We start from the raw sequence: 13674 nt of genomic DNA on the forward strand, positions 1-13674 counted from the left end.
AAGCGTTGCCTGTAGAATCCATGCACTAACATATTGAGCAGCTTCGGCTGCTCTTTTGCTTTATGAGAGAACACCCATGACCGCCGCCCACACCCGCATCCTCGAACTGCGCGCTGAACTGGATCAGCACAACTACCGTTACCACGTCCTCGACGAGCCGAGCATTCCGGACGCCGAGTACGACCGTTTGTTCCACGAGCTCAAGGCGCTTGAAGCCGAGCACCCGGAGCTGGTAACCCGTGATTCACCGACGCAGCGGGTCGGCAGTGCGGCATTGTCTGCGTTCACTCAGGTACGCCACGAAATCCCGATGCTCAGCCTCGGCAACGCCTTTGATGAAAGCACCATGCTGGAATTCGATCGCCGGGTCACTGAAGGCCTGGACCTGCCCGTGGGCGACCTGTTTGGCGGTGGCGCAGCGGTGGAGTACAGCTGCGAGCCGAAGCTCGATGGCCTGGCGGTCAGCCTGCTGTATCAGGACGGTGAGCTGGTGCGTGGCGCCACCCGTGGCGATGGCACCACTGGCGAAGACATCAGCGTCAACGTGCGTACCGTGCGCAACATTCCTTTGAAACTGCACGGCACCGGCTGGCCGGCGACCCTCGAAGTGCGCGGCGAAGTATTCATGTCCAAGGCCGGTTTCGAGCGGCTGAACGCCACCCAGCTGGAAGTTGGCGGCAAGACTTTCGCCAACCCGCGCAACGCGGCGGCGGGTAGCCTGCGTCAGCTGGACTCGAAGATCACCGCCAGCCGTCCGCTGGAATTCTGCTGCTACGGCGTGACCACGGATATCAGCGACACCCACATTGGCAATCTGCAACAGCTGAAAAAGTGGGGCATGCCCATCAGTCATGAGTTGAAACTGGCCAAGGGGATTCAGGATTGCCTCGACTACTACCGTGATATCGGTGATCGACGGAATGCCTTGCCCTATGAAATCGACGGTGTGGTGTTCAAGGTCAATAGCATTGCCTACCAACGTGAGCTGGGCTTCCGTGCCCGCGAACCGCGTTGGGCAATCGCCCATAAATTCCCGGCGATGGAAGAACTGACCGAACTGCTGGACGTTGAATTCCAAGTGGGTCGCACCGGCGCTGTGACGCCCGTGGCACGCTTGAAACCGGTCAAGGTCGCGGGTGTGACCGTGTCCAACGCCACCTTGCACAACATGGACGAAGTGGCGCGCCTGGGCCTGATGATCGGCGACACCGTGATCATTCGCCGTGCCGGTGATGTGATTCCCCAAGTGGTATCGGTGGTGACCGAGCGCCGCCCGGAAAACGCCCGCGCGGTGCAGATCCCCGAGAGCTGCCCGGTGTGCGGCTCCCACGTTGAGCGCACGCAACTGGTCAAGCGCAGCAAGGGCAAGGAAACCGTCAGCGAAGGCGCGGTATACCGCTGCGTCGGGCGCCTGGCCTGCGGTGCGCAGCTCAAGCAGGCGATCATCCATTTCGTCTCGCGCCGGGCCATGGACATCGATGGCCTGGGCGACAAGACCATCGAGCAACTGGTGGACGAGAAACTGATCGGCTCGCCGGCTGACCTCTACAAGCTCAAGTACGAACAGATCATCGACCTGGAAGGCTTTGCCGATGTCTCCAGCAAGAAGCTGATCACCGCCATCGAAAACAGCAAGACGCCAACCCTTGCACGGTTTATCTACGCCCTCGGCATTCCCGATGTGGGCGAGGAGACCGCCAAAGTGCTGGCGCGCTCCCTGGCGTCCCTGGAGCGCGTGCAGCAGGCGTTGCCGGAAGTGCTGACGTACTTGCCGGATGTAGGTCTGGAAGTGGCCCACGAGATTCACAGTTTCTTTGAAGACAGCCATAACCAGGACGTGATCGGTGCCTTGATCTCCAAGGACGAGTGCGGGCTGGAATTGCAGGAGCAGGGCGACCTGAGCGCCGAGTTTGCGGCCAGCACCACGTTGGGCGGCTTGCTCGACAAGCTGCACGTCCCGTCGGTAGGGCCGGGCGCCGCGCAGAAACTCGCTGACAAATTCGGCTCCCTCGAAGGCGTGATCAATGCCGACTGGCTCGACATGCGCCAGGCGTTGCCCGAGAAGCAGGCCAAGGCCGTCCGGGACTTTTTTGATATTGAAGAAAACGCCCGGCGCGCGCTGGCCATCGAGCAACAGCTCAAGGACTTCGGCATGCACTGGCAGAGTGAGAAGAAAGTCGTCGAAGGCTTGCCCGAGGCCGGTCACACCTGGGTGCTCACCGGCTCCCTGGAACTGATGAGCCGCGATGTTGCCAAGGAAAAACTCGAAAGCCTGGGCGCCAAGGTGGCGGGCTCGGTGTCGGCGAAAACCCATTGCGTGGTCGCCGGGCCGGGCGCGGGTTCGAAGCTCGCCAAGGCCACTGAGCTGGGCTTGAAAGTGCTGGATGAAGAGGCGTTCGTGGCATTTTTGGCCAAGCACAACATCACGGTCTGATGATCGTTCCCACGCTCTGCGTGGGAACGCCGCCCTGGACGCTCTGCGTCCGCTCTGAAAGGTGCGACGCGGAGCGTCACTGGATGCATTCCCACGCAGAGCGTGGGAACGATCTCTCCCGGGCAATGCTCTAGTATTGGCAAGCCTCCCGGAGAGATCGCCATGTACCGCTTCTTCGAACAACTCAGTTCGCGCATCGCCGCACCGTTCATGGCCGAGACCTCGCGCAACAGCAAGGTCTGGCAGTGCCGCTGTGGGCAATCGCTGTTCTTTCGCAACAGCCAGTGCCTGGCCTGCTCGGCGCTGCTGGGCTATCAGCCGGAGCAGAGTCGCCTGTCCTCCCTGCAGCCCGGCCCGTACGCCGATACCTGGCTGCTGGACACCGACCCTGAAGCCGGTGCCTTTCGCCGCTGCGCCAACCTTGACACGCCCGCCGCGTGCAATTGGCTGCTGCCCGCCGACAACGGCCAGGTCTTGTGCGTGGCCTGCAGCCTGAACCGCACCATTCCCGACCTGTCGATCCCCGAAAACCCCGAACGCTGGCGCAAGGTCGAAACCGCCAAGCGTCGTCTGGTGGCCCAACTCATCAGCCTGGGCTTGCAGGTGATTCCCAGGACGGTCGATGAAGACACCGGCCTGGCCTTCGATTTTGTCGGCATCGACCTGGAAGGCAACGCGCCCACCACCGGCCACGCCAATGGCCTGATCACCCTCGACATCAAGGAAGCCGACGACGCCCACCGTGAGAAAATTCGCGTACAGATGCGCGAGCCTTACCGCACCTTGCTCGGTCACTTCCGTCACGAGGTCGGCCATTACTACTGGGACCGCCTGATCGCCAACAGCCATTGGCTGGAGCCGTTCCGCACGCTGTTCGGTGACGAGCGCGCCAGCTACGCCGACGCCCTGGAGCAGCACTACCAGAACGGCCCGCGCCCGGACTGGCAGCAAACCTGCGTCAGCGCCTACGCCACCATGCACCCGTGGGAAGACTGGGCGGAAACCTGGGCGCATTACCTGCACATGATGGACGCCGTCGACACCGCGCTGGGCTTCGGCATGAGCGCCCGGGAGATGGACCTGGATTACCAGCCGTTCCCCCTCAGCACCCTCTACGACCCCGGGCATCCCGGCGGCACGGCGTTCCTGTCATTCGTCAATGCGTGGATCGAACTGGCCGGCATGCTCAACGAACTGTCCCGCAGCATGGGCCAGCCGGATTTCTATCCGTTCGTCCTGCCGCCGGCGGTGATTGCCAAGCTGCACTTCATTCACCTGGTGATCCAGCAAGAGGGCGGTCGGGCGGACGAGGTCGTGCTTTTGTAGGAGCAAGCTTGCTCCTGCAGCCAAGTACTTGAACCATCAGATATTTTTAATCCCGCGCCAACGGTTGTAACTTCCGATGAGATCGGTACAATGGCGCGGCTTGCCGAGAGGCGAGCGTCGTTATGGTGACCCCATCGGTCCCCCCGCAACGATTACCCGTGAACCTGGTCAGAGCCGGAAGGCAGCAGCCACAGCGGGAACATTGTGTGCCGGGGTGTGGCTGGTGGGGTTGCCTCCATAACGCAACCCTCCTTGATTCAAAAAAATACTTTTATGAAGCACTTCGCTGACATTCGTCATCTGCGAAGCGATTTCTGCTGTTCGCTCATCAGGGTTACTGACGGTACAGCGGGAACTCTCCCATGGCCGGAATCACTTCTGCGCGCAACCTCGCCATGTGCCTGGGCAACTCCTGTCGTGCGGCAGGCGTGTCGGACGGGATGTTCTTGGCAAAGTGGAAGCTGATGATTTGGCCGGTCCCGTTGTCCTTGTAGTATTTGAAGATATTGAACTCAAAGAAGCTGCCGTCCTTGCGTGTGGAGGTCGGATAAAACAGCAGCACGTAGATCGCATCGGTTTTCTCGTCTGAAAACATCTCCACCGGAAGGTTGGGGTATTCCTGTTTGTGGGCCTGCGCGGTCAGGTTGGCAAGATCCCGGGGCTCGTTGCCGGTGCTCTGGGGCGGCGCGAGGCGAAAATCCACCAGTTCGCTCCAGGCGTTGACGCTTTCTGGTGCGAGGAAATACTCCCAGAGCGGAACGTTGCCCCGGGCCTGGTATTTCAGGACGTATGTTTTCCCTGCAAACACCACCGACTTTGTCTCGGCGATCGACGGGCGGGACAGGTCCGGCGGCGCCACAGGCGGTTTGGATGCACAGCCGAACAGCAGCAGGACAGTCGATACCACGATTAGCCAACGCATGGGCACCTCCTGTGTCACGGCTTAGTGCTGTTGATGTGGTCGGCGATGCTGGCGAGCGTTGCGCTCCATTGTGCAACGGTTTGTTCTGAAGGCATTTCTCTCCAGGTCCTGGAAACCTTGTACGTGTCGCCCCCCAATTGATAGGCAAAATGCCTCAAGGTCATGACGTTGCCGTTCGCCTGTGTGCAGATCACCGACCAGCCCATATACGGGGTGCTGGTATCTCCCATGTCAGTCTGGCTGATATGTGTTTTGCAGTTCTTCTCGGCGGCCCGGGTATCGGAATCACGGGCCGCGCTTGGCGGTTGATTCTGGCCCGGCAACACAAACAGGGTGATCTCGTCTTTTCCGGTGTCGGCAGACCACTTGTATCGTTTTACCCCGGCATTCGCGAACGCTGATGCCATCTCGTCATCGTTTTTGGTTTGCCATTGCGGACCTTTTGGCGTTACCGCCTTGAGCAAGTAGCCCGCAAAATCTTCTGCGTGGGTGTTTGGCGAGACGAAGAGCAATCCGCTGATGGCACAGGCAATAAAGGTCGATTTCATGTCAGTCCCTGGACGTCATTGTTAGATGTCAGGACGACAATGCATCCTGCGAAACAGACAGTAGCGCAGGTAGTGGCAAAGTGCCCAGTCCGTTTAAAAATTATTCCCAGGGAAGACGTCAGTGAGGGATTGCTCACATCCTTAAAACCTTGCGCTGGACAAGCCAAATTCGCCTTGTTAGTTTGCGCCAGCGACATATTTCTAAATATGTCGGTGGCACATGGATGATATTAAAGTGATGGCGCTTTATGGCTCATCTACTCCAACTCACAAGGATGTCAGTAATGAAAAGCCTGCAAGGGTTGCCCACTCTCATCAGCGCTTCCGTCGGTGCGCCGGGCAAAGCCCGCAACTTGCCCGCCGATGTTCAATGCATCCAGTATTTATTCAACTTGATCATTCCCAAGTTGGGTTTCCCCCTGGCGGAAAATGGCAAATGCGACGGCCAGTTGGTGCAGTGCATCAGCCAGTATCAGTTCCGCCACCTCAAATACGCGCATCCCGATGGTGTTATCGACCCCACCGGGCGCACCTTCAATAGCCTGATCGAAGAGGCGGTGAAGGTGCCGGTCAAGCCGAACCCGACCCTGCGTATTCCGACGTTCCTCAATGTGTTCGGCAACACCGGCGCGGACATGGTCCAGGCCACGGTCGACCACTATCTGGACCGCATGCGGGCAATGATCGAGGCCGAGCGGCGCAACCGGCAGATGATGCTCCAGGCCACGTGCGACGGCGGCACGACGCTGACGGATACGGACTTCCAGAACGCTGCCACGCAGTTGGGTAACGGCATTTCCGTCAATATCATCAAGGCCTTTGCCACGGTGGAGTCGGGCGGGCGCTCCGGGTTCGGCCCGGCCAAGTTGCCGGTGATCGCCTTTGAAGGGCACCATTTTCGCAAGTACACCAAGAGTAAATACGACCAGACCCACCCGCTGTTGTCGTACCCCTACGTGAAGAAGGCCGGGCCCCAGTGGAAGGCCAATAACAAGGACCAGACCAAGGCCTGGGAAACCATGGCCACCGCCTTTGCGTTGGATCAGGAAGCGGCCTTGAAGTCGGCCTCCTGGGGCATGTTTCAGATAATGGGCTCCAACTTCACGGCATGCGGTTATAAAACGGTGTTTGAATTTGTGGTGGCCATGAAGATTAATGCCGGGCATCAACTAAAGGCCTTCCTCGGTTTTTGCAGCCAGAGCCCGGCCCTGGTCAAGGCCATGAAGAACAAGGATTACGCCGCCATGGCGCTGAACTATAACGGCAAGGATTATGGCGACTATGACCAACGCATCAAAAAAGCCTACGAAGCACTTGAAGGGAAAAAATAGAATGCCGTTCAAACGTTGCGTGTCCCGATTGCTGGTTGCCTCTTTCGTGTGTGTTGCTGCAGGTGCGCCGGCGTTTGCCGCTACGCTGCACTCGGGCAAGTACGAAGGGCTGATGCTGGCCGTGACGCCCGAGCATCAGGTGGAGGGGTTTTATGCCGAGGAAATGGGCGAGGGCGTGACCCGCTCGTGCACGTTCTTCCTGCAGGGCAAGGTCGACGGTGCGAAGGCATCGGTGTCGACATGGCTGGATGAGGCCTATCCGGGTACCGTCGCGGCTTCCTCGGACGGTGTGACGCTGACCGTGGAGAAGGGCCGCGAACATCCCGGCTGCATCAACGTGTTGATGCCGGAAATTGCCACCGGCCTGGACCTGACCCAAACCGCTGCCAAGAAATGGATTGGCCTGGTGACCGTTTCGTCCGACAAGGCCTTCCTGCAGAAGACCCCGGACGCCAAGGCCAGCCATCGTGCCTACGTGGTCAAGGACGATGTGGTCGCGGTACTGGCGTTCAAGGATGGCTGGGCCCAGGTCGAGTTCATCAATGGCGAAGGCCGCTCTTCCAAGGGCTGGATCAGCCAGGACCAGTACGCCAGGCTGGTCCCCGCAAAAGGCTGAAGATGCTGCTGCGCCCGCGCGTAGCGGGGCGAAAACCGGTTAGCCGAAAGTCTCCCGCAACAGCCCCGCAAAGGCATCCCGCGCCAGGTGGCGTTGGGTGTCCTTGTGCCAGAACAGCAGGTTATCCACCGCCGCCAATTCGTCGAAGCGGTAGGACGTCAATTGGTTGGCCTGCTCGTAGCGCGCCAGGATGCCTTCCGGCGCCAGTGCCACGCCAATCCCCGCGCTGACGCAGCCAATGATCGTGCCCCAACTGGCATAACTTGCGATGGCAGGCTTGATGTCGTGGGGCTTGAGCCAGTTCTCCAGGGCTGCGCGATACGGGCAGCCGGGCGGCCACACCAGCAGCGTGCGGCCGGCCAGGTCCCGGGCGTCCTCGATGGGTGCGCTGGAGGCGCTGGTAATCAGCACCAGGCGCTCGCTGTAGACCACGCTTTGTTCGAGCTTCGGGCGTTTGCCGCCGGCGGCCACCAGCGCGGCGTCGATGCGGTGATGTTGCAGGTCATCGAGTAACTGTGCCCAGGCGCCGGTCACCAGTTCCAGTTCTACCTGTGGATAGCGCCGATGGTATTCGGCCAGCAGCGGCGGCAGGCGGCCACTGGCGCTGGATTCCACTGCACCGATGCGCAGCTTGCCGCGGGGAATCGCGTTGCTGTCGACGGCACGCTTGGACTCTTCCACCAGCGCGAGGATGCGCTCGCAGTAGTCGAGAAACACTTCCCCAGCGGCACTGATCGCCAACCCGCGCCCGGCGCGAATGAACAGCGGGGTACCCAACTCGCTTTCCAGTTGCTTAATGCGTGTGGTGATGTTGGACGGCACGCAGTGCAGTTGCAGGGCGGCCTGGGCCACGCTGCCGGTTTGTGCCACGGCTTTCACCATTTTCAGTTGGGCCAGTTCCATCGCTCAGTTCCAGTGATTACAGAAGTCAGAAACGGTTAATTGTCTTGCGCCTTGCCGGGGCCAAGACTGGCGGCATTCCCACTGCTGGACGCCGTTCATGAAAGCCCCGTCACCTGTAAAGCTTACGCTAGTCACTGCCAGCGTCATCCTCTGTTGGGCGTATTCGCCGATTGGCGTGCATCTGGCCTTGCACAGCTACAGCCCTGGCCAGTTGGCCTTGGGACGGTTCCTGATTGCTTCGGTATTGATGGCCGGCGTGGCGTTGGTCATGAGGATCGAGCGGCCACGTCTGCGAGACCTGCCGTGGTTGCTGGTGCTGGGCTTCTTCGGGATTTTCCTGCATCACCTGACGATCAATTTCGGCCAGCAATTTGTCACGGCCGCTGCCTCCAGTGTGCTGGCGCAGTCGGTTCCGCTATTTACGGTGCTGGTGGCGTTTTTCGGCTTGAAGGAGCGAGTTACCGGCTGGCGCTGGGGTTGCGTGCTGCTGGGCTTGAGCGGGGTGCTGGTGGTGATCTGGGGCGAGCATGGCCTGGGGCAGATTGATCCCCGTGGACTGATGATCCTGCTGGCGGCGCTGTCGTGGAGCCTTTATTTCACCATCCAGAAACACTATTCCCGGCGCTACAGCCCGCTGACCACGGTGTGCTACACCGTGTGGTCGGGCACCTTGCTGCTGTGTGTGTATTTGCCGGGTTTGCCGGCGGTGGTGTCGCAATCATCGACCCAAGCCAACTGGGCGGTGTTGTTGCTCGGCGCCTTTCCCAGCGCCCTGGCGTACCTGGCCTGGGCCTATGTGTTGCGGCATGTCGAGGTCAGCCGCGCGTCAGTGGCGTTGTACCTGGTGCCGCCGGTGGCGATGGTGATGGCCGCCACGCTGCTGGGCGAGCAGGTTTCGCTGCGCGTGGTGCTGGGTGGCCTGATCGTGCTGGCCAGTGTCGGCGCCATCAGCCTCGAAGGGCGCTGGCGCCGCAAGCCGTTACGGGTTCACGGTGAACACCCGCAGGCGGTGACCGTCGGGGTCCTGGGCGACAAAGGTGTAGCCGAAATCCGCCTCGACCGGTGACTGGATGATGCTCATCCCGAGTTGCACCCAGCGCGTGTGCAAATCGTCGACCGTTGCGATATCAGCGACGCAGAAACCCGCCTCGCTACCGCCAACCGAGGCGTGGGCCGCAGGCTCCACGGTGTGGCGCGACCACAGGCCGAGTTTCACCCCGTTGTCGAGGATGAACAGCGCGAAGGTCGGCCCCAGCTCCACCGGCGGCTTGTCCAGCAGCCGGCTGTAGAGGTTGGCGCTGGTGGCCGGGCTGTCGACGTACAACAAAAAGTAATGGGCAATGCTATTCATGATGACTCCGTGGAATGACGTAGCAATGGCGCGGCTCAGTCCCTAGTCTAAGGGGCTGTCCTGTCAGTTCATGTCAGGAGTCATCAAGCAAAGAGCAGACAGTCAATCTGGCTGTCTGCTCTTTTTATTGCGTGCACGTGTGTTGCGAGCTCTAAGGCTTGGACAAGGCCTGGTCTACCGCTGCGATCAGCTTTCCCAGATCCTTCGGGGTGGCTTTGTGAATGACACCGAACAGATAAGCGCGCTGTTCCTCCTCGTCGACTAGGTCTGCGAAAAAGACTTTCAGCTTCACTCCCAGCGCCTCTGCGAACAAGAACAGTGCCTCGACGCTGGGTGTATAGGTGCCGGTTTCGAAGCGGCTGATGGTTTTAGGGTCAAAACCGGTTTTTTCACCTAGTTCAGCCTGAGTAAGCCCTGCGACCTTGCGGTAACGTCTGATGGCTGGACCCAAACTTGAAATGTGCATCGCTCAATTCCCATTTAGAATCAAGAACTTAACGATAAATCTTAAAATTAGACAACCGCATGTACCATCACCTTTTCTTGCAAAATGTGATGTAATTCGTAGAATCGGCATCTAGGACAAGTATTTGGTGGTCTCGTTTCAGAAGGCAGGTTTATGAAACAGGAAATCATTGCTCTCTCCTTACTCTCATAAATGTGCCCATAAAACGGACGCCTGGCAGGGACTGAAATGTCGCTCGTCAGTGCCACGCTTCATTGCGCCTCACGTGCCGGATACCCGAATTCAAGCCTAGTTGATCATCACTGAATGGATGATGAATTGCTGTGCAAATCGTGGGTTTGCGTACCTTTGCGGCCAACCAGCCGATCGACGGCGCAGCCCGACTGGAAATACGAATCCGCCTGTCCTGCCTACCCGGTGGTCGAGAGGGCGATCGAATGCTGTCCATGGAGCTTTAACGTGCGTCTCAATTTGCCGGTCACTGCTGTTGAACAGACTTTTGGGGAGCAGCAACGGCTAATTTCCGCAACTGACGTCAACAGCCATATTACCTACTGCAACGCCGAGTTTGCCGCCATGAGCGGTTTTACCCAGGCCGAGCTGATCGGCAGCACCCACAACCTGGTGCGCCACCCGGACATGCCGCCCGCCGTGTTCCAGCTGATGTGGAGCTACCTCAAGGCCGGGCAGAGCTGGATGGGCGTGGTGAAGAACCGCTGCAAGAACGGCAACTATTATTGGGTCAGCGCCTATGTGACGCCGATTCTCGAAGACGGGCGGCTGACGGGCTACGAGTCGGTGCGGGTCAAGCCCACCCGCGAACAGGTGCGCCGCGCAGAAGCGCTGTACGCGCGGTTGCAGGCCGGTGGTGCGGCGGTCTCGCCGGTGCGGCGCGTGGCGTCTGTGTCCCGGGCCATGGCGTTGCCACTGGCGGCTGCCGTTGCCAGTGTCGCCGCCTTCCAATGGGTTCCGGGTGTATGGGCCCAGGCGTTGACTGTCGGCTTGTTTCTCGGCCTGGGCGTCTGGGGGCATCAACGCTTGGGGCTACAGCTCAAGCAGATTGTGCAGAACACGCCCAATACCTTTTCCGACCCCATCAGCGCCATGACCTACAGCGACGCGCTGGGGCCGACCGCGCAGCTTGAAATGATCCTGATCAGCGAAGAAGCGCGACTTAAAACCGCCCTGACGCGCCTCAGCGACCTGGCCAACCAGATGGCCGAAGCAGCCGCCCATTCCAGCGTGTTGTCGAGCACCACCGAATCGGCGTTGCTGGAACAGCGCGCCGAGACCGACATGACCGCCGCCGCCATGACCGAGATGGCTGCGTCCATCGCCGAAGTGGCAGTGCACGTTCAACAAACCGCCAGTGAAGCCCACACCGCCAACACCCTCGCCGAGCAGGGCAGCCAGGTGGCCGGCACGTCGCGCGAGGCGATCCAGCTGCTGGCCGGCACCGTCACCCAGATCAACCAGGCGGTGGGCAACCTGGCCGGGCAGACCCAGCAAATCCAGGTGGCCGCGAGCATGATCCAGGCAATCGCCGACCAGACCAACCTGCTGGCCCTCAACGCGGCCATTGAAGCGGCCCGCGCCGGCGAGCAGGGCCGTGGCTTTGCCGTGGTGGCCGACGAGGTGCGCGCCCTGGCGGGCAAGACGCGGGAGTCGACCCAGCAGATCCAGGGCATCATCCAGAACCTGCGGGCCGGCGCCGATGAGGCGGTCGAGATCGCGAGCCTGGGCATTCACGAGGCCGAGCAGGGCGTGCAGCAAGTACTTGAGGCGCAGCAGGCGCTGCAAGGTATTCGCCACGCGGTGGAGCGTATTACCGGTATGAGTCAGCAAATGGCTGCTGCCTCACAGGAACAATCCCACGTCGCCGAGGAAGTTTCACAGCAGATCAATAACGTTGCCGCCACGGTGCAAAAGACAGCGGGCAATGCCAACGCTGCAGTCACCCGTGGCCGGGAACTCGAAAGCATCTCTTCCGGGTTGCGCGCCCTGGTCGAGCGGTTCAACCGCTAGCCACAGTGAGCCTGACTCATGGACGAGAAATACCGCAGGGCCGTGGATGCAGCCGCCATTTTCTCCGAGACTGACCTGGCGGGCTGCATCACTTACGTCAATGACCAGTTCTGCGGCATGTCCGGCTACGGGCGTGACGAGTTGCTGGGGCAAAATCACCGCATTCTGAGCTCGGGACTGCACCCTGCGGGGTTCTTCCAGGGCATGTGGCAAGCCATCAGCGAAGGCCGGGTGTGGCGTGGGGAAATCTGCAACCGGGCCAAGGATGGGACGTTGTATTGGGTGGACAGCACCATGGTGCCGCTGCTCGATGAGAAGACCGGGCGCGTGCAGAAGTACGTGTCGATCCGCTTTGATGTCAGCGAAAAGCGCCAGCTGTTGCACACCCTGCAATGGCGGGTCGGCCACGATGTGCTGACCGGCTTGCCGAACCGCGCCTATCTGTCGGAGTTGCTTAACCAGTCCCTGGAGTTCTCCCGCAGCGAAGACATACCGTTGGCGTTGTGCATGCTCGACCTGGACGGCTTCAAGGCGGTCAACGACGGGTATGGGCATGCCTGTGGGGATCTGTTGTTGGTGGAAGTGGCCACTCGGTTGCGGGAGATCATCCGCGGCGAGGACGTGGTCGCCCGGCTCGCCGGTGACGAATTTGTGCTGATCCTGCGTTATGTGCGCGATATCGACGAGCTGAACGGCGCCTTGCTGCGCATCCTCAAGGCGATTTCCGAGCCGTACTCGATCCAGGGGGCGGAGCTGAATGTGTTCGCCAGCATCGGCGTCACGCTGTTCCCCCTGGACGACGAGGACGCCGACACCTTGCTGCGCCATGCCGACCAGGCGATGTATGTGGCCAAGCAGAGCGGGCGCAACCGCTACCAGTTGTTTGATGTATCCCTGGAACAGGAGGTCAAGGCCAGCCATCAGACCGTGGAGCAGATCCGCCAGGCCCTGGCGGCGGGCCAGTTGTGCCTGCATTACCAGCCCAAGGTCAACTTGCGCTGCGGCACGGTGGTGGGGTTCGAAGCGTTGTTACGCTGGCAGCACCCCGAGCGTGGCCTGGTGAAGCCGGGGGATTTCCTGCCACTGATCGAGCAGACCGACCTGATTGTCGATATCGGCGAATGGGTGATCGCCCAGGTGTTGGGCCAGATGCATCGCTGGCAGGTGCATGGGCATTGGTGGTCGGTGAGCGTGAACATCGCGGCGCGGCACTTCCAGCGAGAGGATTTTGTCGAGCGCCTGCAAGACTTGCTGGCGCAATACCCGCAGGTGGAGCCGCACCGGCTGGACCTGGAGATCGCCGAGTCGGTGGCCATCGACAATATCCAGCGTGTCACCCAGCACCTGGAGGCCTGCCAGGCCTTGGGCGTGCAGTTCTCCCTGGATGATTTTGGCACCGGCTATTCCTCCCTGAGCTACCTCAAGCGCCTGCCGACCCAGACCATCAAGATCGACAAGTCGTTCGTGCGCGACATCCTGCACGACAAGGACGACCTGGCGCTGACCAAGGCCGTGATAGGTCTGGCCCGTGCGTTTGGCCGCGAAGTGATTGCCGAAGGCCTGGAAACCCTGGAGCACGGCCAGCTGTTGATGCGCATGGGCTGCGAAGTGGCCCAAGGCTATTTCATCGCCCGGCCGATGCCTGCAGAAGACGTGCCGGGTTGGGTCGAGGAATTTGCACCGCCGCCGCAGTGGCAAAAGCTTGAGTGATGTTTATTGTGGCGAGGGAGCTTGCTGTGGCGAGGGAGCCTG

The 13674-nt window shown here is 60.6% G+C and carries 12 protein-coding genes and 1 other RNA gene; 8 read left to right on the top strand and 5 right to left on the bottom strand.

All coding sequences use genetic code 11. The features are described 5' to 3' along the window. Window positions 1-76 precede the first annotated feature (76 nt). From ligA to ffs, 3 genes are all read left to right on the top strand, one after another. Entirely contained in the window at window positions 77-2434 is a 2358-nt protein-coding gene (gene ligA / locus HYE77_RS08605; RefSeq protein WP_177068666.1) for an NAD-dependent DNA ligase LigA, read from the top strand. 162 nt (window positions 2435-2596) lie between these two features. Continuing rightward, window positions 2597-3760 (top strand): putative zinc-binding metallopeptidase, encoded by a 1164-nt coding sequence (locus tag HYE77_RS08610; protein WP_177068667.1) that lies wholly within the window; start codon window positions 2597-2599, stop codon window positions 3758-3760. 132 nt (window positions 3761-3892) lie between these two features. Further along, an RNA gene (gene ffs, locus HYE77_RS08615) (signal recognition particle sRNA small type) lies at window positions 3893-3989 on the top strand. Window positions 3990-4094: 105 nt separating this feature from the next. Here ffs and HYE77_RS08620 read toward each other — a convergent pair. Both HYE77_RS08620 and HYE77_RS08625 read right to left on the bottom strand, forming a co-directional pair. Then, the gene (locus tag HYE77_RS08620; protein ID WP_177068668.1) at window positions 4095-4682 is read right to left on the bottom strand and encodes a hypothetical protein; all 588 of its coding nucleotides are present in this window, start codon (window positions 4680-4682) and stop codon (window positions 4095-4097) included. Between the two features lie 14 nt (window positions 4683-4696). Further along, window positions 4697-5230 carry a hypothetical protein gene (locus tag HYE77_RS08625; RefSeq protein WP_003219072.1) on the bottom strand — a complete coding sequence of 178 codons (534 nt, stop codon included), beginning with the start codon at window positions 5228-5230 and terminating at the stop codon, window positions 4697-4699. A 284-nt stretch (window positions 5231-5514) separates the two neighbouring features. Here HYE77_RS08625 and HYE77_RS08630 point away from each other — a divergent pair, with 284 nt between their 5' ends. Together HYE77_RS08630 and HYE77_RS08635 are read left to right on the top strand one after the other, a co-directional pair. Continuing rightward, window positions 5515-6561: an N-acetylmuramidase family protein gene (locus HYE77_RS08630; RefSeq protein ID WP_087694832.1), complete on the top strand. Its 1047-nt coding sequence runs from the start codon at window positions 5515-5517 to the stop codon at window positions 6559-6561. A 1-nt stretch (window position 6562) separates the two neighbouring features. After that, entirely contained in the window at window positions 6563-7177 is a 615-nt protein-coding gene (locus HYE77_RS08635) for a hypothetical protein (RefSeq protein ID WP_177068669.1), read from the top strand. A 39-nt stretch (window positions 7178-7216) separates the two neighbouring features. Here HYE77_RS08635 and HYE77_RS08640 read toward each other — a convergent pair whose 3' ends face one another. Next, window positions 7217-8080 carry a LysR family transcriptional regulator gene (locus HYE77_RS08640; protein WP_003219067.1) on the bottom strand — a complete coding sequence of 288 codons (864 nt, stop codon included), beginning with the start codon at window positions 8078-8080 and terminating at the stop codon, window positions 7217-7219. 97 nt (window positions 8081-8177) lie between these two features. Between HYE77_RS08640 and HYE77_RS08645 the strand changes: the two genes are divergently transcribed. After that, window positions 8178-9146: a DMT family transporter gene (locus HYE77_RS08645; protein ID WP_087694833.1), complete on the top strand. Its 969-nt coding sequence runs from the start codon at window positions 8178-8180 to the stop codon at window positions 9144-9146. Here HYE77_RS08645 and HYE77_RS08650 read toward each other — a convergent pair. Both HYE77_RS08650 and HYE77_RS08655 read right to left on the bottom strand, forming a co-directional pair. Next, complete coding sequence (locus tag HYE77_RS08650) at window positions 9060-9431, bottom strand: VOC family protein (protein WP_177022906.1); 372 nt, start codon at window positions 9429-9431, stop codon at window positions 9060-9062. The genes HYE77_RS08645 and HYE77_RS08650 overlap by 87 nt on opposite strands. A 151-nt stretch (window positions 9432-9582) precedes the next feature. Beyond that, window positions 9583-9897: a helix-turn-helix domain-containing protein gene (locus tag HYE77_RS08655; protein ID WP_003219061.1), complete on the bottom strand. Its 315-nt coding sequence runs from the start codon at window positions 9895-9897 to the stop codon at window positions 9583-9585. A 459-nt stretch (window positions 9898-10356) separates the two neighbouring features. Between HYE77_RS08655 and HYE77_RS08660 the strand changes: the two genes are divergently transcribed. After that, window positions 10357-11922 carry a PAS domain-containing methyl-accepting chemotaxis protein gene (locus HYE77_RS08660; protein ID WP_003219059.1) on the top strand — a complete coding sequence of 522 codons (1566 nt, stop codon included), beginning with the start codon at window positions 10357-10359 and terminating at the stop codon, window positions 11920-11922. 18 nt (window positions 11923-11940) lie between these two features. Beyond that, a complete protein-coding gene (locus HYE77_RS08665) occupies window positions 11941-13632 on the top strand; it encodes a bifunctional diguanylate cyclase/phosphodiesterase (RefSeq protein ID WP_087694836.1) in 1692 nt (563 codons plus the stop codon). Window positions 13633-13674 lie beyond the last annotated feature (42 nt).

The organism is Pseudomonas sp. IPO3774 (assembly GCF_013386835.1).
In the GTDB taxonomy this organism is placed as follows: domain Bacteria; phylum Pseudomonadota; class Gammaproteobacteria; order Pseudomonadales; family Pseudomonadaceae; genus Aquipseudomonas.